The following is an 18105-nucleotide window of genomic DNA, read 5'->3' on the forward strand; positions in this document are numbered from 1 at the left end:
TGGAGACGACGTCTTCCAGGGTGGGCGCCATGGGGAAGAGCGTCATGCCTCCGCATGCATGGACAGTGTCTGGAGGGGGAGCCCGGACGAGGAGGGGCTCCCACGTATCCTGGCGCGATGAACGCCCTTGCCCTGCTCGCCCTGGTCATCCCGGCCGCTGCCACTGACGACGGCTCGCCGCAACCCTGGTTCACGGTGGGTCCGCTGCTGAGCATGAGCCGCCGCCAGGAAGACACCGCCTGGGGCGTGGGCCTGGAGTCCACGCTCAACGTGGCGATGCACAACAACAGCATGCGCTCCTTCAGGTCGGGCGCCGTGGGCGTCTTCGCTCAGGGCCAGTGGATGGATGGGAATCACGCGCGGCTGTGCGGCGGAGTCCAGGGCACCTTCCTGCTCTTCGGACTGGAGACGGGCGTGGCCCACGAGACAGGGACGACGGCCCACCGGCCCACGACTTCACTCCACCTGTCGCCGTTCCTCGGCTTCGTCTACGGCTCCGTGGGCGTCCGCTTCAGCCTCCCCTTCCAGGACGGCCGGGACGCGTCGGGGCGACTGCCGTATGGGAGGGAGATTGGCCTCACGCTGACCCTCAAGAAGCCTTTCTCCCCCATGCTCTGAGCGTGCCCGACTTGAAGCCCGAACCCACGGAAGCGCTCCATCTCCTCTTCGATGAACAGGGCCAGCGGGTGGGCGACATGCCTCCGGTGAAGTGTGGCCTGTGCGGCGCACTCGCGCGCGCACGGACACTTGCCTCGGGCATGCTGCACGGCGATGCCGGCTGGGATTGTCCCTGCGGGGCCCGGGGCGTCCGTGTCGAACTGGTGGACCTGGATGAGGTGTATCCGGACGTCCTGGAAGCCTGGGGGCTCAAACCCGCCGACCCCGCCCTCGCCCCGCCCGAGCCCGTGGGGGAGTCGGGCCTGCTGTTCACGAGCCATGTGGACGGGCATGGCCTGCGCACCCAGCTGTTCGAAGAGGCGCGACGACAGGGCGCCCAGGTCGCCGCATCCCAGGTGCGGGTGCGAATCACCACGCCCAGGCAATCCTTCCCGGACTGGACCTGGGATGTGCTCTGGGCACGTCCCTTCTCCCAGCGGAATTGAGGGGCACGTTACCGGTGACATTCAATTCCGTAGGTTCTTCAGCCATGCGGAACCCGGGGCCTCATCCCGTATGCTCCGCGCCCCATGTCCCTGAACCTGAACGCCCGAAGCGCGCTCGCCGCGGCCTCGCTCCTGCTGACGCCTCCGGCGCTGGCACAGGCACCGCAGGATGGCACGCCGCCCGCGGAAGCGGCCCCGCCCGCGCAGGCCCAGCCCGTCATCACCAAACCTCCAGAGCTGCTCCAGCAGGTGGAGGCCCTCTACCCTCCCGAAGCGCTCGCAGAGGAGCTCACCGCCTCCGTTCGCCTCATCATCACCATCGCCGCGGATGGCTCCGTGTCGGACGTGTTGCCCACGGAGCCCGCGGGCCATGGCTTCGACGAGGCGGCCATCGCGGCCGTGCGCCAGTTCCGCTTCTCCCCCGCGGAGGTGGACGGTGTGCCCGCGCCGGTGCAGGTGGAATACATCTACCACTTCACCCTCAACGCCCCTCCCGAGGAGGCCCCCAAACCGGACCAGGCCCCGGTGGCGAGGAAGGCCACGCTCAAGGGCCAGTTGATTTCGCGCGGCAGCCGCTCGCGCGTGGCGGGAGCCACGGTCCGCTGCGGTGACGACCCGGAGGCGCCCGAGGCCCTCTCCGATGCGGACGGCCGCTTCTCCCTCGACGTGGCCCCTGGCGAGTGCGCGGTGCGCGTGGTGGCGTCCGGCTACCAGCTCTACCAGACGAAGGAGGTGCTCCAGGAGGACGAGACGACGGAGGTGAACTTCTTCCTCGCCCCCACCGGCGGCGCGCTGGAGACGGTGGTGCGCTCCGAGCGGCCGAAGAAGGAGGTCGTGCGCCGGACCATCACGCGCCAGGAGGCGCAGCGCACGCCGGGCACCTTCGGCGACCCCATCCGCGTCATCCAGACCCTGCCGGGCGTGGCGCGCGCGCCCTTCATCTCCGGCCAGCTCCTGGTGCGCGGCTCCAACCCCGGTCAGACGGCGACGATGATGGACGGGGTCGGCATCCCCCTCCTCTTCCACCTGCTCGGCGGGCCCTCGGTGGTGAACGCCGAGTTCATCGACCAGCTCGACTTCTTCCCGGGCGGCTACGGCAGCCAGTACGGCCGCGCGGTGGGCGGCATCGTGGAGGTCGGCACGCGCAAGGGCGCCGCCGACACGTTCCATGGCTCGGTGAAGGTGGACCTGCTGGACGCGGGCTTCTTCCTGGAAGCCCCCATCACGGACGGCATCAGCGTGGCCGCCGCCGCGCGGCGCTCGTACATCGACACGATCCTCCCCGCCGTCCTCCCCAAGGATGAAGGCAGCACGCTGTCCGTCGTCCCCAAGTACTGGGACTACCAGCTGCGCGTGGACTTCGGCGCGAAGCGGGATGCCCGTTCGGAGGAGGAGGCCCGGGCCCTGGCGGGCAGCGGACGCAGCACCGGCTACGTCATGGCCTTCGGCAGTGACGACCAGCTGCGCCTGGTGACCGGCGGCCCGGAGACGGAGCGCGACCTGACGGTCGACACGCACACCCTCTTCCACCGCATCAAGGGCGACTGGACCTACCGCAAGGGCAACCTCACGTCTGTCTTCACGCCGTACGTGGGCTACGACGGCACCAGCTTCAGCTTCGGCGCCGCGAAGCAGGACGGCGTGGGCTACACGGTGGGCGCGCGCGAGGTGCTGGGCCTGGAGCTGTCCTCCAACCTCACCGTGCGCACCGGCCTGGACCTCATCTACGAGCACCAGTCCTTCGACGTGCAGTTCCCCGCGCCGGAGAACTTCGAGTACGTGGCCTTCCCCGGCGCCGAGTCCGTGGGCGAGCTGCTGGTGGAGCACATCGGCCTGGGCTCGTTCGACGGTGCGCTCTTCGTGGAGGCGGACCTGAAGGTGGGGAAGTTCATCTTCACCCCCGGCGTGCGCGCCAACTACCAGCGCGCGGGCGACGCCCGGAACGTGGCGTTGGATCCCCGGCTGTGGGTGGCCTTCAACGCCACCGAGCGCACCCAGCTCAAGGGCTCGCTCGGCCTCTACAGCCAGCCGGGTGAGACGTTCCGCTTCATCACCCTGCCGTACGGCAACCCGGACCTCTCCTACCAGCGCGCGTTCCAGAGCAGCCTGGGCGTGGAGCACCGGCTGACCGACGTGTTCAACGTCGACGTGACGGGCTTCTTCAACCGGCGCTTCAGCAACATCGTGGCGCCCGGACAGCTCGTCTCCCTGCCGGGCGGAGGCGTGTTCCAGGTGCCGTACTCCAACGACGGCATCGGCCGCGCCCTGGGCCTGGAGGTGATGGTCAAGAAGCAGCGCGCGTCCGCGACGGACAAGTGGTCCGGCTGGCTGTCGTACACCTTCAGCCAGTCGCTCGATGGACGCGCGGGCCCGCTCCCGGAGGGGAACGGCGGCTTCGGCGGCGGCTTCGGTCCCACCGGCGACGATACGGCGTATGGCCTCAGCCCCTTCGACCAGACGCACATCCTCACGCTGGTGAGCAACTACGTCCTGGGCAACGGCTGGGAGCTGGGCGGGCGCTTCCGCTACACCACCGGCCGCCCCACGACGCCGCTCAACCACACGTTCGACCAGTACCAGGTGGACCGCAACCGCTTCAGCGGCCTGTACGGTCCCTATGCGTCCGCGCGCATGCGCGGCTTCCACCAGCTGGACGTGCGGGTGGACAAGGGCTGGCAGTTCCAGAGCTGGACGCTGGGGCTCTACCTCGACGTGCAGAACCTCTACAACGCGGAGAACACCGAGTTCACGTTCAATGACTACCGGCAGCGCCGCGAGTACGAGGTGCCCGGCATCCCCATCCTCCCCGTGGTGGGCGTGAAAGGAAGCTTCTGACATGAAAGCCCTGCTCAACACCGGAGTCTTGCTGCTGTGGGGGCTGGCGGCCATCGCCTGCGTCGAACCCGAGGACAAGCCGTCGAACGTGCACGACCTCCGGGTGCTCGGCGTCTCCACGGAGCAGCCCGAGCTCATCGCCTCCACCTGCGACCAGACGCCGGAGGCCTTCGACGAGCTCGCGGCGGAGGTGACGTACCGCGCGCTGCTGGTGGATCCCGCCGGCGAGGGACGCCCCCTCCAGTACCAACTGTGGGCCTGCGCGGCGCAGGACGACCGCACGTGCGCGACCGAGGCGGACCGCGTGCTGCTCGCGGAGGGCACCACGAGCGCGGGCGAGCTGACGCTGCCCATCCGCCCCGGCGCGGCGCGCGTCGCGGGGGACAAGCTGCTCCTGGAGCGCGTGCTGGAGGAGGACGCCTACAAGGGTCTGGGAGGCATCCGCATGCCGCTCGTCCTGCGCGTGTCGGCGGGCGAGGAGGAGATCTACGCGCAGAAGCTGATGGTCTTCTGGTGCCCGGTGGTGGAGGGCATGACGGCCAACGTGCAGCCGGTGCTTCCGGGCCTGCGCGTGGACGACGTGCCCTGGCCGGAGGACGCGCCGCTGGAGCTGAGCGGCCCCGGCCCGTTCGTGGTGACGGCCGAGGACGTGTCGGACCGGGAGGAGAACTACGTGGTGCCGGGCCTGCGGCTGGACGCCGTCCACCTCAAGGAGGCGTGGGAGATCGCCTGGTACTCCACGCTGGGAGAGTTCAGCCTGTCGGAGACGGGCGGCGCGGACTTCGGCGGCCAGCAGGGCCGCCACCGCGTGGAGTGGGAGCCGGCCCAAGGCGCGGCGGCCCAGGACGTGACGTTCTATGCCGTGGTGCGGGACGGGCGCGGCGGCAGCTCCTGGTTGGTGCGCCGGGCCCGCTGGAGCCCCTGAGCATCGCCTGAGCATCGCCTGAGCATCAGGGCGTGCGTGGCCCGCGAAGCAACATCCGCGGGCCGCGTAGCCTCCGGGGCAACGCAAGACGTGGCCCCCCGGGTGTGATTCCGCGCGGTTGAACGCGGCCACTTCCTTGCAGCGCATGCGGGCACTCCCATGGAGGTCCACGCATGAGACGCGACCGACTCATTGCTTCGCTCCCCCTTCCCCAGGTCCGCCCCGCCCTGGGCGCGCTGCTGTTCGCGGCGTCGCTGTGCACGATGACGGCCGAGGCCGCGCCCCTGCGGGTCATGCCCATGGGGCTTGGCTCCGGCTCCGTCACGGGGACCGGCATCAACTGCGACAACGGCGTCGGCAGCGATTGCGACGAGACCTATAGCGCCAGCGCGTCCGTCACCCTCACCGCCACGCCGTCAGCGGGGTCCTCCTTCGAGGGCTGGAACGTGGACCTGGACGAGGACCCGGCGTCCACGCCGGACTGCACGGGGACGGGGCCCAGCTGCACGCTGTCCATGGGCGTGGCGCGGTCCGTGAAGCCTGTCTTCCGGCTCGCGGCGGGCACCCTCAATCCCATCCCCGTCGCCAATCCGAGCGCCATCACGTCCGAGGAGCTCGAGGCGTATCTCAACAATCCCGCCAACGCGGCCACGAACACCGTGGCCCGCTTCGTCAGCGTCCTGCCGGAGGAGTACCGGGCCAGCCCCATCCTGATGGCGCGTTCGGAGAGCCTCCAGACGGGCACGGCGGCCCACCCGCGCCTGCTGCTCTCCAGCAAGGACGCCCGGTCCGTCTTCTCCATCGGGCCCGCGCCGCATGCGTCCTATCCAGGCTCGCATCCGGACGTCATCGAATACATGCAGTGGGACGAGGCGACGAAGAACTTCCGCTTCCACGAAATCATCCTCACGGCCATCCCCCAGATGGGCTCCATCCCGCCGCGCTCGCGGCACATCGAGAAGGATGATGGGAAGTGCGCGGCCTGCCACTCGACGCGCAACGTGTTGAACCGCACGGGCATCCCTGGCACGGATGGCTTGCCGGTGGGGGTCATCAAGACGAAGAACAAGCCCAACTGGGACCCCTACGACAGCTGGGGCGGGATGCTCCCCTTCAACCGGGATCGCCTCTACCAGGGCTCGGTGGACATCGCCGCGTTCCGAAAGCTCTTCAACCCCTGGACGTGGCGGACGCAGCCGGAGGTGCGCCGGCTCATCGAGCAGCTCCGGCTGCAACCGCCCGCACGGGTTCCGGTGGGCAGCCCCCACCGCATCACGCGCTACCGGGGCGGACCCAACGACGGGACGCCTCGCTTCAGCTTCGACCCGCCGGCCCCGGTGACGACCGAGCCCGCTCCCACGGGGAGCGCCCCCACCATCGCGACAGCCTATGAATTCAACGCGCAGCCGGGCACGGGCGCGCTCACGTCCGTCACGCGGGGCGGCCCGTCCGTCACGCTGTTCCATGACTCGCCCATCTCCGGGGACGAGGGGCGTGGCGTCCAGCTGTTCGACCTGCTGGGCGGTCTGGACGGCACCCTCAACCAGCGGCGCATCGCGGACGAGCTCGCCAGCCACCGCTGGGCGACCGGCGGCGTGTACGTGGACCCGCGCCCGGTGGCCCTGGCCATCACCAAGGGCTGCCTCACCATCAACGCCTCGCTGGACACGGTGCAGAGCAGCCCCTCGGGGCTGGCGGTGGACCTGCCCTTCTTCACGTCGCGCAACGGCATGGGCATCAACGCCCTGCGCGCCGACACCCTGGCGCGCACCCAGAGCATCCCGCGCCGCAAGGCGGACATCGAGAAGCTCAACCTGAGCCGCGCGGGCGACCCGTACGTGAAGAGCGGGACGACGGTGAACGGCCTCATTCCGCAGTACGGCGCCGCGACCAGCGCATCGACGGACGTGTCGTTGCCCCGGCTGCGTCAGGAGGTGTTCCGCCGGCCCATTGACACCCCGGCCCCGGACTCGACGGTGATGAACGGCATCCTCGTGGACCGGGAGCAGTACAGCCCCAACACGAACCTGGTGACGCTGTACCGCTACTTCCTGGAGCCGCTCGGCGTGTCGGTGGACAAGTGGTCGCTGGGCGTGCGCGGACGCTCGCGCGCCTATGGCTTCGCCGACGTGTTCGGCAGGTACACCGACGTCCTGCGCACGGAGCTGGAGGCGAACCTGACCGCGGACCCCATTCCCGGCCTGGCGGCGCCCTACTCCTGCGCCAGCCTGATTCCGGCGGTGAACGCGACGCTGGCCTCGCTGCCGGCCGCGAGCGCCGACCCGACGTACACGGACGTGCAGCGCATCTTCAACAAGGCCTGCATCGAGTGCCACGGCGGGCTGGACTATCCGCCGTACAAGAACTTCGGCACCTACCTGAACCTGGCCGAGGACCAGAGCGCCCCCGGCGTGAATCCGCTCACGGCGCCGTACGCCATCGCGGCGCCCATGGCCACCAGCCTGACGGGACCGCTGTTCGACCGCATCACCCGGACGTCGGAGGACTGCCCCAACGGGATGATGCCGTGTGGCGGTCCGCCGCTGAGCAAGACGGACGTCGAGACCATCAAGCGGTGGATCACCGGCGGCAATCCCTCCACCTGGGGAGACCCGCACCTGACGACGATGGACGGCGTGCGCTACGACTTCCAGGGGGCCGGTGAGTACGTGCTCCTGCGCGACCCGGGGCTGGAGCTCCAGGCGCGTCACACGCCCGTGCAGACCGAGCAGCCCGTGGGGCCGGATCCGCACACCGGCCTGACGTCCTGCGCGAGCATCACGACGGCGGTGGCGGCGCGCGTCGGCCCGCATCGCGTCAGCTACCAGATGAACGCGGAGAAGCCGGAGCTGCTGGAGCTGCGCGTCGACGGCAAGCCGGTGACGCTGGACAAGGAGCTGCTGCTCCCCGCCGGAGGACGCATCACGCCCACGGGGACGAACGGCGGCATCCGGATTGAATCCGCGGGAGGCACGCGCATCACCGTCACCTCGGATTGGTGGGCGCACTACCGCCTCTGGTACATGAACATCGACGTGCGGCAGGCGCGCGCCACGGAGGGCCTGCTGGGCCCCATCGCCCCGGGGAACTGGCTGCCCGTGCTGCCGGATGGCTCCCAACTGGGGGCGCGTCCCGTGGACCTGGAGGACCGCTACGTCGGCCTGTACGAGAAGTTCGGCGAGTCCTGGCGGGTGACGAAGGACACGTCCCTCTTCGACTACGTCTCCGGTTCCTCCACGGAGGCATACACGCTGCGCGAATGGCCCGGGTACAAGGCGGATGCCTGCCGCATCGAGAAGGCTCCGCCCGGCATCCCGGTGGTGGAGCCGCTGAAGGCCATATCCCTGGAGGAGGCGGAGGCGCTGTGCAAGGGCGTGTCGAAGCAGCGCCTGCGCGACTGCGCCCAGGACGTGGCCGCGACCGGCGATCCGGTCTTCGCCAGGACGTTCCTCACGACGGAGAAGCTGGGCCGCAACCTCGCGCCAGAGACGCTGGAGCTGGTGTCGCCGAGGGAGAACGCCGTCACCTCGTCGGCGGTGACCTTCGAGTGGAAGGACGCGTACGACAAGGACGGGGACGCCGTCGTCTACCGGCACTGCGTCTGGGACGTGAACACCCGCTTCACCTACGCGGCCTGCACGAAGGGCGTGCCCGAGCAATCCAGGACGGTGAAGCTGGAGGGCGGCAGGGACTACTTCTGGAAGGTCCTCGCCGAGGACGGCCGGGGTGGCACCACGGAGAGCCGCACCTGGCGCGTGACGGTGAAGTAGTCACACGTCGCGGGTGAAGGATGAAGGCCGTGGTTTGCCCGGGCAAACCACGGCCTCTCCTGGCAAGGTCTTCCGCCATGCCACGAGCCAAGAAGCCCGACACCGCCGCGCTGATGACGAAGGCGGATGCGTTGCTGGATGAGATGCCGCCCCAGTTGGATCAGGCCATCGCGCTCCTGCGCGAAATCGTGGAGGCGGATTCAAGGCACCTGCTGGCGCTGCACTCGCTCAACTGGGCCCTGGACCCGACGCGGCGCATGGAGCCCCACCGCTGGGAGCGCGAGGTGAAGGCCGAGCACTGGCGGGTTCGCGACCGCGTCCTCGAACTGACCCAGGGGACGAAACCCAGCGGAACGCTGTCGACCGAGCAGAAGGCGCGCGCGCTGGCGCTGAGCCAGTGGGCCGAGGACCTGGTGCGGCGCAAGCCGACGGACGCGCAGCTCCAGCAGGCGGAGGCCGCGCTGGTGGAGGCCGAAGCCCTGCGCGACATCGCGGACCACGCCCGCGCACGCCGGGGGCTGGAAGCGTGGCACGCGCTGCGGCGGGACGCTCCGGAGCAGGGTTACCGGAAGCTGCTCGCCCGGGTGGAGGCGGCTCCCGACCCGCGCGCCCGCGACGACGGGGGCCACGAGGATCCGTTCGCCTTCCAGGGCCTGGAGGGCGCCTTCTCCGACGAAGGCTTCCACACGTGGCTGCGGAAGCAGCGCCCCCCGGCGCACAAGTCCAAGGCCCTGGACGACGCACTCCTGCAGGCGGCGGGGCTCGACGCGGCGCCCTTCTTCGGCCCTGGCTTCGAAGGGGAGTGGCGCACGGGCCGGGTGCTGGCCCTGCTGGCGTTGGGGGCCAGGCTGGAGGCCCGGGACAAGAACAAGCGCGGGGTCCTCCACCTGGCCGCGATGGTGGACGACGCGTCGCTGGTGAAGGAGCTGCTGCGGCTGGGCGCTCCCGCGGACGCGACCGATTCAGCGAAGGCCACGCCCCTGCACGCGGCGGCCGAGCACGGAAGCACGGCCTGCATCGCCCTGCTGGCGAAGGGCGGCGTTCCCGTGGACGCGCTCGACGACGCGGGGCGCACGGCGCTCTTCAACGCGCAGCGGGCGGACGTGGCACGAGCGCTCATCGACGCGGGCGCCAACCCCAACGCGGGCAAGGGCTGGACGCCGCTACACCAGCACGCGCGCTTCAAGGAGCGGGGGCCCGTCATCGAGGTCCTGCTCCAGGCCGGAGCGGATGTGGCGCGCAAGAACGCGGCAGGACAGACGCCCGCGAAGGAGGCGCTGGAGCACAACCATCCGCACCTCGCCCGGCTCATGGGGGCCAGCGCTCCCGCTGGGAAGAAGGGCGCGCTGGAGGTGCAGCCGATGCTGGACGCGCTGACCCGCGAGCGGGAGGCATTGCTCGAGGCCTGGTACTACGAGGACAAGGACGTGGACGCCGTTGAGCAGGTCCTGAACCGGCTCACGCTGGAAGGCGCCACGTCGTGGGACGCGCTCGCGGCCGCGGTGCAGGGCATGCCTCCCTGGACGGCCATGGCCCTGGTGGATCTCGCCCGGGAGGTGCTCCCGACCGAAGCGAAGACGCCATCCCTCTCCCAGCTTCCACGCTTCGTGCGCGGAGACCTGGTGGTGAAGGGCGACGTGCACGTGGACGGGCCCCTGCTGGTGACGGGGAACCTCATCGTGGAGGGCGTGCTGAGCAACGCAGGGCCTGAAGGCATGCTCGTGGTGGGCGGCTCGCTGCGCGCCCGCCGCGTGGACTCGGATGGAGAGCTGATCGTGGGCCAGGACCTGGAGGCACAGGTCGTCCGGGGGCACGGCAACGACGCGACGCTTCGGGTCGGCGGCGTGCTGAAGGCCGAGGCCGTCATCGCGGAGGACCACGACGTGCGGGCCCAGATGAAGGCAACGCACCGCTCCGCCAGGACAGACTGACAGATGAGCCCGAGGACCGGCACCTCGCAGTCGTGCCGGTCCTCGGGTCAGTACACCCGCCCGCCACCGGCTCCCACCTTGGGCCCGTTTGGAAGCACCTGCTCAAGGGGGCGGCGGATGAAACGGATGAAAGCGGCGTTGTTGACCCTGGCGATGGGCGCGAGCCTGGGATGCGCCACCACGTACGACCCGTATTACTACGACGACGTCTATTACGATCCGTACTACGGGGCGTACGACGCGGCCTGGTCCTATGCCTGGGTCGACCCTGTCTACGGCTATTGGTACTACGCCATCGGCAAGGTGCAGGCCATGGCCGTCGACCCCGCCACGGCGGCCACCCAGCTCGCGGCGAATGCCTCCACCGCCTTCACTCCCGCCGGCTGCGCCACCGCGACCGCGTCGGGCGGGACGGTGAACTACACCTTCAACGACTGCACGGCGGAGGTCTCGCTCACGCAGATCTCGGGCAACGTGCAGGTGGTGCTCTCCGACAACCAGGGGCAGCTCGCGGCCACGGCCAACTCCAGCGATCTCACCATCAACGGAGAGCCGTACAACCTCTCCCTGCAGATCGCCGGCGCTCCGCCTGAAGGCAACACGCGCAAGGTGACCATCACCTCCAACAGCTACTCGCCCAACCGCTACGACTCGCGAACGGCCCAGAGCACGGTCACCTGGGAGGCCGGCAGCGGGTGCATCACCGTGGACAGCACGTCGCAGGCCACGAAGGGCGGCCTCAGCTCGACCACGACCGTGTCCGGCTACCAGCGCTGTGACCACCAGTGCCCCACGGCGGGGATGGTGCAGGTGGAGACGACGGAAGGGACGTTCACCACGACGTTCAACGGCGGCAACACCGTCGAGGTCATCGCGCCGAACGATGACGTCAAGACGTACAACATCGACTGTTGAGCACGAAGTCGCGGGCGTCTGGCCCGCGCCTTGCTCAAGGGCAGACCCGAGGGCTCCCATGACGGCGCTCCGGGTCCACGCCCTTCCCGGAGCCGTTGCACCGTGGCCATCGCGCCACGGTGCGCGGCTGTGGCGCCACACGCCACCATGTCCCCATCGCCCTGCCCCCGCGCCTCCATCCCAAGCCGCCACGGTCTGCTGCCCGCGATCCTCTGCAGCATCCTCGCGGTGGACCTGCTGGCCCTGAGGCTCGACTGGAGCGAGCGCGCGAGCTTCGCCTTCCTGTCGTGGAACCTGTTCCTGGCCTGGGCGCCGTACACCCTGGCCCTCGTCGCACGCGGGCTGATGGTGCGAGGCCTGGGCCGCCCATGGCTATTGGCCCCGCTGGCGTTTGGATGGCTCGCGCTGTTTCCCAACGCGCCCTACCTGGCCACCGACTTCATCCACCTGCGTCAGCGGCCCGTGGTCCCGCTCTGGTTCGACGCCGCGCTGCTGGCCCTCTTCGCCGCCACCGGGTGGCTGCTGGGCCTGCTGTCATTGGACATCTGGAAGCGGTGGCTGGAAGAGCGCTGGGGCCGCACGGCGGCGTGGGCCTTCGTCGCCATCACGTCCGGCCTGTGTGGCTATGGCATCTACCTGGGCCGCGTGGAGCGCTGGAACAGCTGGGACGTGCTCTCGGAGCCGGGCCGCCTGCTGCGCGCCATGGCCTCACACGTGAGGGATCCGCTGGCCCACCCCGCCCTGCCCTCGCTCACCCTGCTCTTCGCCCTGCTCCTGCCACTGTCCTACGCGGGCTATGAGGCGCTCGTCGCCCGCCTGTGCCGCCAGCGCGCCCCCCTGGAGCGCTGAAGGTCCAGGGGGCCGCGAGGCGGCGGCGCGCTCACGAGCGCCTTCGCCGGGCTAGCGGAACCACCGGAGCCCGGCCACGGCGTCACCGTCGTGCTCGTAGTACTCGACGACGACAGAGTGCTCACCGGCGCGCATCCAGCGCGCCTGGATGTAGCTGGTGGAGGACTGGTCCCTCCAGCCGTTGATGATGCGGCTGCCATCCACGAAGACCCGGATGCCGTCATCCGCCTGGGCCATGAAGAAGTAGAGGCCCGTCGCGAAGTAGAACCGCCCCGTCCAGCGCACGGAGAAGTCATCCGGGCCCACGCCAGGCAGGGGGCTGCCCGTCCCCCAGTACTTCGTCAGCGGAGCCCCCTCGCAGCGCACCCGCACCGGGACGCCCGCCAGCTCCCGGTTGGTGAAGTACTCCGCCCGGTACTGCCCCGCCGGACACTCCACGGGTGCGACCGGTTCGAAGAAGGCCGTGACGCCCACGTCCTCCGTTCCCACGTGGAGGGTGTGCTCCGCGGCCCCGCCGTCGGACCAGCCGGCGAAGCCGTAGGTGCCCTGGGGCGATGGCGCGAAGAGCGCGTGCGAGGAGCCCGCGATCACGGAGCGCACCAGCGGTGATGGGCTGGCCGTCCCGTCGAACACCACCTCCAGCCCGGGAGGCGACGTCTCCAGCGTCACCTGCACCTTCAGGGGCAACAGCGTCACGCTCCGGCTGCCCGTCAGCCCCGCGGAGTCCGTCGCGGTCAGCGTCAGCGCGAAGCGCACGTCGTCGCCATGGTCCGGGATGGTGAAGGATCCGCTGGGGCCCTGGCCCTCGTCGTAGGGATGGGAGTGGCACGCGCCCGGCGTGCAGTGCACCAGCGTGAGGGTCCACGCCATCCGGTCCGCGGGGATGGCGCCGTCCTCCGCGTCGCTCGCCGAGCCCGCGAACGACACCACGTCCCCCACCTTGAAGCGGTACGTCTCCGGCGGCGCGTGGATGGACACCACCGGCGCCAGGTTCCCCACGGAGATGCTCACGGAGGCCGTGCTGCTGCCGCCATGTCCGTCGCTGACGGTCAACCGGGCCACGTGGAGGCCGGCCAGCTCGTACAGGTGCTCCGGGTTCGCCACGCCCGACACGGACTCGCCGTCACCGAAGTCCCACACGTACTGGAGCGCGTCTCCGTCCGTGTCGTGGGAGCCGGCGCTGGAGAAGAACACCCGCAGGGGCGGCCCGCCTTCGCGCGGCGTCGCCGAGGCCACCGCGACCGGCGGCGTGTTGGTGCCCGGGTAGCGGATGCGGCGCAGCTCCCCCGCGAGGATGTCCACGAAGTAGAGCTGGGAGCCCGGCCCGCTGCTCAGGTCGACGACGCCGCCCGCCTCGGTGGCGAAGGTCGCCACGCTGCCCGGCACGAGCTGCTCATTCGCATCCACCCGCAGGACCCGGACCCATTGCTGGACGTAGTCCGCGAAGAAGTAGGCGCCCCGCCACTGCTCCGGGAACGCCGGGTCCTGGATGAAGGCACCGCCCGTGACCGTCTGGCCCTCGGCATGCGTCCAGGAGTACAGCGGCGGCCGCACCGCGCCCGGTCCCTTCGCATACAGCGCCTGGCACGTGGCCTTGGGTTCGTAGCCGCGCTGGCGCCCGGGGCCCTCGTAGCAGGGCCAGCCGAAGTTCGCGCCCGGGGTCGCGACGTTGATCTCCTCATGCTCGTTCCAGCCGACATCCCCCACGTAGGGCGTCGCGGTGCCCGGCCGCAGGTTGAAGCGGTACGGGTTGCGCAGCCCCAGCGCCCACACCTTCGAGCGGTTGGCCTGGCCATTCCCATTCCAGAACGGATTCGACGCCAGGCCCTCGCCGGTGCGTGAGACGCGCAGGAGCTTGCCCGCCAGCGAGTCCAGGTCCTGCGCCCGCAGCGCGTCGTCGTCCACGGCGTCGAAGCTGGACCCGTCTCCCAGCGACACGAAGAGGGTGCCATCCGGCGCGAACCGGATGTTGCCCACGGAGTGCGAGGCGCTGTCCGCGGGGATGCAGTCGGAGCCGGGAGGCAGGTCCTTGCAGGAGCCGGCCCATGCGGTGCCCAGCAGCACCGATTCACTGTCGGGCGAGGCCGTGTCCCCGACCGCCGTGTAGCGCGCCAGGCGCGACGTCTTGGGCCCGTCATCGTCCGTGGCATCGTCGTCGTAGGTGTAGAGCAGGTAGAAGTAGCCGTTCCGAGCGAAGTCGGGGTCCACCGCGAGCCCCAGCATGCCCCGGTCATGGTGGCTGTTCACCCGCGCGCTGAGGTCCAGAAAGGGCGTGGGCACCAGGACGCCGTCCTTGATCAGCCGGACCACCCCCGCCTTCTCCGCGACGAGGATGCGCCCATCCGGCAGGTGCGCGAACGTCGTGGGGTAGTGCAGGCCGCCCACGACGAGCTCGGACGTGAAGCCCCCCGGAAGGACCCGCGCCGCGGGCTCCGGAGCCCGGGCCCCCGCGAGCAACACCCAGCCCAGCCCGAAACAAAGACAGATGGCGAATGGATCCGGCCAGCGGCGCGGCAAGGACATGGGGCCCCCTCCAACGGGTGCGAAAAGAGTGGGCGCAAGCTGGTGCCTCTCCTCCTTCCGGCCACCCGTCCCGGGGCCATGGACCGCTGTCACCTTGCGCGCGGCACCCCAGCCGAAGAGGGCCGAGCGCGGCTTGCTCCGTCAGCGGCGCGAGGTGCGTCCCCAGCGCAGCGTCAGCCCGGCGTAACCGGTCGGCTGACGGCGGCCGTCCCTCACGTCGAACGGAAGCTCGAGGCCGCCCTCCGCGCGCAGCTCGAGCGAGGGATTGAGCCGGTAGGCCACGCCCAGCGAACCGCCCGGCGCGACCATCAGGCTCGAGCCGGCGAGCCTGCCCTGGAAGACGGTGAGCGGGCCCGCGAAGGCCCCCATCAGCGACGCGCCGCCGGTCAGGGTCCAGCGGCCATTGAGGCGGTAGTCGACCAGCGCCTGGGCTCCCAGCCGGAGGTTGACGGGCTCCGTGGAGTTGTTGGTGATGGGCACGTACCAGACGCCCGCGCTCGGGGCGACGGACACGGTCCAGGGGGAGCTTTCCATCAGCCGGTGCCGGGTCCCCAGCTCCAGGCCCAGCAAGGTGAGGCGGCCGCCCCAGTCCCAGTTCTCACCAGCCCCCTTGCGGAAGGTGAGTTCGGGGTTGGGGAGGTAGGCCCGCTCCCGGCCGCGCTCGAAGGCGATCGTGTTCACGGAGACGCCGACCTCGGTCGTCCCCACGGGGGTCGTCGCCGCGCCCAGGTTCCTCGCGCCGCTCAGACAGCCGGGAGCACAGAGGAGCAGCGCCCCCATCCACAGCGTCCGCATGAGAGACCTCGGCATCACTGCGGCCATGCGAAGCGCACCCAGACCGGCTGGTGATCACTGCCGGAGGGGCGCGTGTCCACGCCGCGATCCACGGGGGTGAGCCCCCGGGCGAAGACGGAGTCGAGCGGCAGGCCGCCGATGACGGAGTCCACCGTGTCCCCCACCCCTTCGGAGGCCCACTGGAAGCCCCACTGCGAGAACAGCTTCACGGTCTGCGTCAGGCTCCCCGGGTCGGAGGTGTTGAAGTCGCCGGCGATGACCTGCGACGGCGCCGCGCCTTCGACCGCGTGGATGACGGTCTCCGCCTGATCCAGCCGCGCGCCCAGCCCCACGATGGGGGTCGCGCCGTGCACGGAGACCACCTGGAAGGGCGTGCCCCGGATGTCCACCGTCGCGGCCACCCCGATGCGGTGCTGCTGGTGATACGGGTCGTCGTGGGGGAGGTTGATCTTCTGGTCCGCGGTGATGGGCCACCGGCTCAGCACGGCGTTGCCGAAGTCATCCCCGTCCTTGGCCACGGAGGCGGGGTAGTAGACGTAGGACAGCCCCAGCTCCCGGGCGATCCGCTCCACGGCGGGAGCATCCATCTCCTGCATCGCGATGACGTCCGCGCTGGAGAGAGGAGGGTTCGACAGGGACGCCACCGCCTCGGAGACCTGCTCGGCGAACGCGAGGTTGTACGTCACCACGGTGACCGAGGAGGGAACCTCCACGGCCACCGGCTGCACGGGCCGGTAGTCCCCGCTATAGCGAGGCCCCTCCGCGTCGGAATAGCTCGCCATGATCGGGCACCCGGTCAGGGGCCCGAGCAGCAGGAGCGCCCCCAGCCAGACGGCCGGGCGGGCTCTATCGCACCGCAAGGACTGACTCATTCCGGCAACAAACGCCGCGCAACCCCCACGACTTCCACCGGGCCAAGGCCCACGCCTGCATGACCGGGAGGGCGCGGAGTTCACCATTGGCTGGTGCGCACGCCTGCCCCTCCCGCGAGCACGGTCTGGAATGCCCGAGCCAACCCTCGCGCGAGACCCGGGCCCCGTATTCGCGCCGGGCCATTGGCTCTATCCCTTCGCCTCGCGCGGCGGGCCAGAACCTTCCGCGCCCGCCGTACTACCCGCGGTACCCACGAGGCAGCTGAATGAACCAGGAACAGTTCTCCATGCAGGGGCAGCAGATGTTCGCCGAGGCCCTGAAGGCTCGGATCGTCGACGCCGTGCACGAGCGCGTCGTGTCCGGCCTGGAGGAACGGATCGGCACGGAGATCCGCGAGCGCGTCAGCGACGCGATTCGCGGTGCGCTGCGTGAGCGCATGCAGATGAACATCCCGCAGGGGGAAGGGGTCGGGGCCGGGATGCCGTTCGACACGGAGCAGATCGCCGAGGCCATCCACCACCGCCTCACCGACGTCATCCATGAGCGCATCGTGAGCGGCGTGCACGAGCGCGCCCGCGAGGTGCTCCGCGAGCGGTTGGGCGAGGCGCTGCGCACCGCCCTGGCCGAGAACTGGATGAGCATGCAGCAGGGGCACGGGCACTTCGACCCGCAGCGCATCGCCGAGCGCGTGCGCATCAAGCTGGAGGACGCGCTGCGCGACCGGCTGGGCAACGTGGTGCGCGAGCGCGTTCGCGACGCCCTGCGTGAGCGGCTGGGCGAGGCGCTGCGCTCCGCGCTGTCCGAGCGCAGGATGGGCATGGAGGGCTTCGGGATGGACCCCGAGCGCATCGCCGACACCCTCCGCACCCGGCTCGCCGACGCCGTGTCCGAGCGCATCCACCCCGTCGTGCGCGAGCGCGTCCGCGAGGCGATGAAGGAGCGGCTGACGGACATGCTGCGCTCCGCGCTGTCCGAGCGCCGGGTGCAGATGGGGCAGATCGACCCGGAGCGCCTGGCGGACACCCTGCGCGACCGCATCGCGGACACCCTGCGGGAGCGCGTCCAGAGCGGCCTGCGTGAGCGCGTGCGCGACGCGCTGCGCGAGCGCCTGGGCGACGAACTGCGCGCCCGGATGACCGAGCGCACCCAGGGCGTGATGGGCTTCCAGCCGCAGGGCATGGGGATGATGGACCCCGAGCGCATCGCCGAGGCGCTCCGCGGGCGCCTGGTCGACGCGCTCCACGAGCGGCTGGCCAGCAACCTCCGCGAGCACCTGCAGGAGGCGCTGCGCGACCGCCTGGGTGACGCCCTGCGCGAGTCGATGGGCGCCATGGGCGGGGTGGGGCACGCGATGCGGGGCGGGTACGGTGAGCAGCACATGGGCGGCTACCAGGCCCAGGGCCCTGGCCCGGTCGACACGGAGAACCTCGTGTCCGCCATCCGCGAGCGCGTGGGCGAGGACCTCCGCGAGCGCATGGCGAGCATGGTCCGCGAGCGCGTCGCCGAGGCGGTGCGCAAGGAGCTGAAGAACGGCGTGGGCGGCACCCAGCCGCTGGCCTGACGGACACTCCGTCGAAGGCTGAAGG

General features: G+C 70.5%; 12 protein-coding genes. 9 read left to right on the forward strand and 3 right to left on the reverse strand.

Features of this window, described 5'->3' with window-relative positions; genetic code table 11:
• Positions 1–117 precede the first annotated feature (117 nt).
• From JYJ93_RS26135 to JYJ93_RS26170, 8 genes are all read left to right on the forward strand, one after another.
• The gene (locus tag JYJ93_RS26135; protein WP_206796030.1) at positions 118–618 is read left to right on the forward strand and encodes a hypothetical protein; all 501 of its coding nucleotides are present in this window, start codon (positions 118–120) and stop codon (positions 616–618) included.
• 2 nt (positions 619–620) lie between these two features.
• Positions 621–1103: a hypothetical protein gene (locus tag JYJ93_RS26140; RefSeq protein WP_347402703.1), complete on the forward strand. Its 483-nt coding sequence runs from the start codon at positions 621–623 to the stop codon at positions 1101–1103.
• A gap of 84 nt (positions 1104–1187) precedes the next feature.
• Complete coding sequence (locus JYJ93_RS26145) at positions 1188–3938, forward strand: TonB-dependent receptor (RefSeq protein ID WP_206796034.1); 2751 nt, start codon at positions 1188–1190, stop codon at positions 3936–3938.
• A gap of 1 nt (position 3939) precedes the next feature.
• Positions 3940–4863: a hypothetical protein gene (locus tag JYJ93_RS26150; RefSeq protein ID WP_206796037.1), complete on the forward strand. Its 924-nt coding sequence runs from the start codon at positions 3940–3942 to the stop codon at positions 4861–4863.
• A gap of 173 nt (positions 4864–5036) precedes the next feature.
• The gene (locus JYJ93_RS26155) at positions 5037–8633 is read left to right on the forward strand and encodes a VWD domain-containing protein (RefSeq protein WP_206796046.1); all 3597 of its coding nucleotides are present in this window, start codon (positions 5037–5039) and stop codon (positions 8631–8633) included.
• 77 nt (positions 8634–8710) lie between these two features.
• Positions 8711–10564: an ankyrin repeat domain-containing protein gene (locus tag JYJ93_RS26160; protein ID WP_242543933.1), complete on the forward strand. Its 1854-nt coding sequence runs from the start codon at positions 8711–8713 to the stop codon at positions 10562–10564.
• Between the two features lie 117 nt (positions 10565–10681).
• Entirely contained in the window at positions 10682–11479 is a 798-nt protein-coding gene (locus JYJ93_RS26165) for a hypothetical protein (protein ID WP_206796051.1), read from the forward strand.
• A 147-nt stretch (positions 11480–11626) separates the two neighbouring features.
• Positions 11627–12328, forward strand: a complete 702-nt coding sequence (locus tag JYJ93_RS26170; protein ID WP_206796060.1) for a DUF1361 domain-containing protein — start codon at positions 11627–11629, stop codon at positions 12326–12328.
• 51 nt (positions 12329–12379) lie between these two features.
• Here the strand turns inward: JYJ93_RS26170 and JYJ93_RS26175 are convergent, their stop codons facing one another.
• The 3 genes from JYJ93_RS26175 to JYJ93_RS26185 all read right to left on the reverse strand — a co-directional run bounded on the left by JYJ93_RS26175 (position 12380) and on the right by JYJ93_RS26185 (position 16428).
• Positions 12380–14851, reverse strand: coding sequence for a PQQ-dependent sugar dehydrogenase (locus JYJ93_RS26175; protein WP_206796062.1), 2472 nt, complete (start codon positions 14849–14851; stop codon positions 12380–12382).
• 141 nt (positions 14852–14992) lie between these two features.
• Complete coding sequence (locus JYJ93_RS26180) at positions 14993–15646, reverse strand: hypothetical protein (RefSeq protein WP_242543934.1); 654 nt, start codon at positions 15644–15646, stop codon at positions 14993–14995.
• A gap of 14 nt (positions 15647–15660) precedes the next feature.
• Complete coding sequence (locus JYJ93_RS26185) at positions 15661–16428, reverse strand: endonuclease/exonuclease/phosphatase family protein (protein WP_242543935.1); 768 nt, start codon at positions 16426–16428, stop codon at positions 15661–15663.
• A 356-nt stretch (positions 16429–16784) separates the two neighbouring features.
• On the opposite strand from JYJ93_RS26185, the gene JYJ93_RS26190 reads away from it, so the two are divergent.
• Positions 16785–18080, forward strand: a complete 1296-nt coding sequence (locus tag JYJ93_RS26190; protein WP_206796073.1) for a hypothetical protein — start codon at positions 16785–16787, stop codon at positions 18078–18080.
• Positions 18081–18105: the final 25 nt, after the last annotated feature.

It is taken from the genome of Corallococcus sp. NCSPR001, assembly GCF_017309135.1.
In the GTDB taxonomy this organism is placed as follows: Bacteria; Myxococcota; Myxococcia; order Myxococcales; family Myxococcaceae; genus Corallococcus.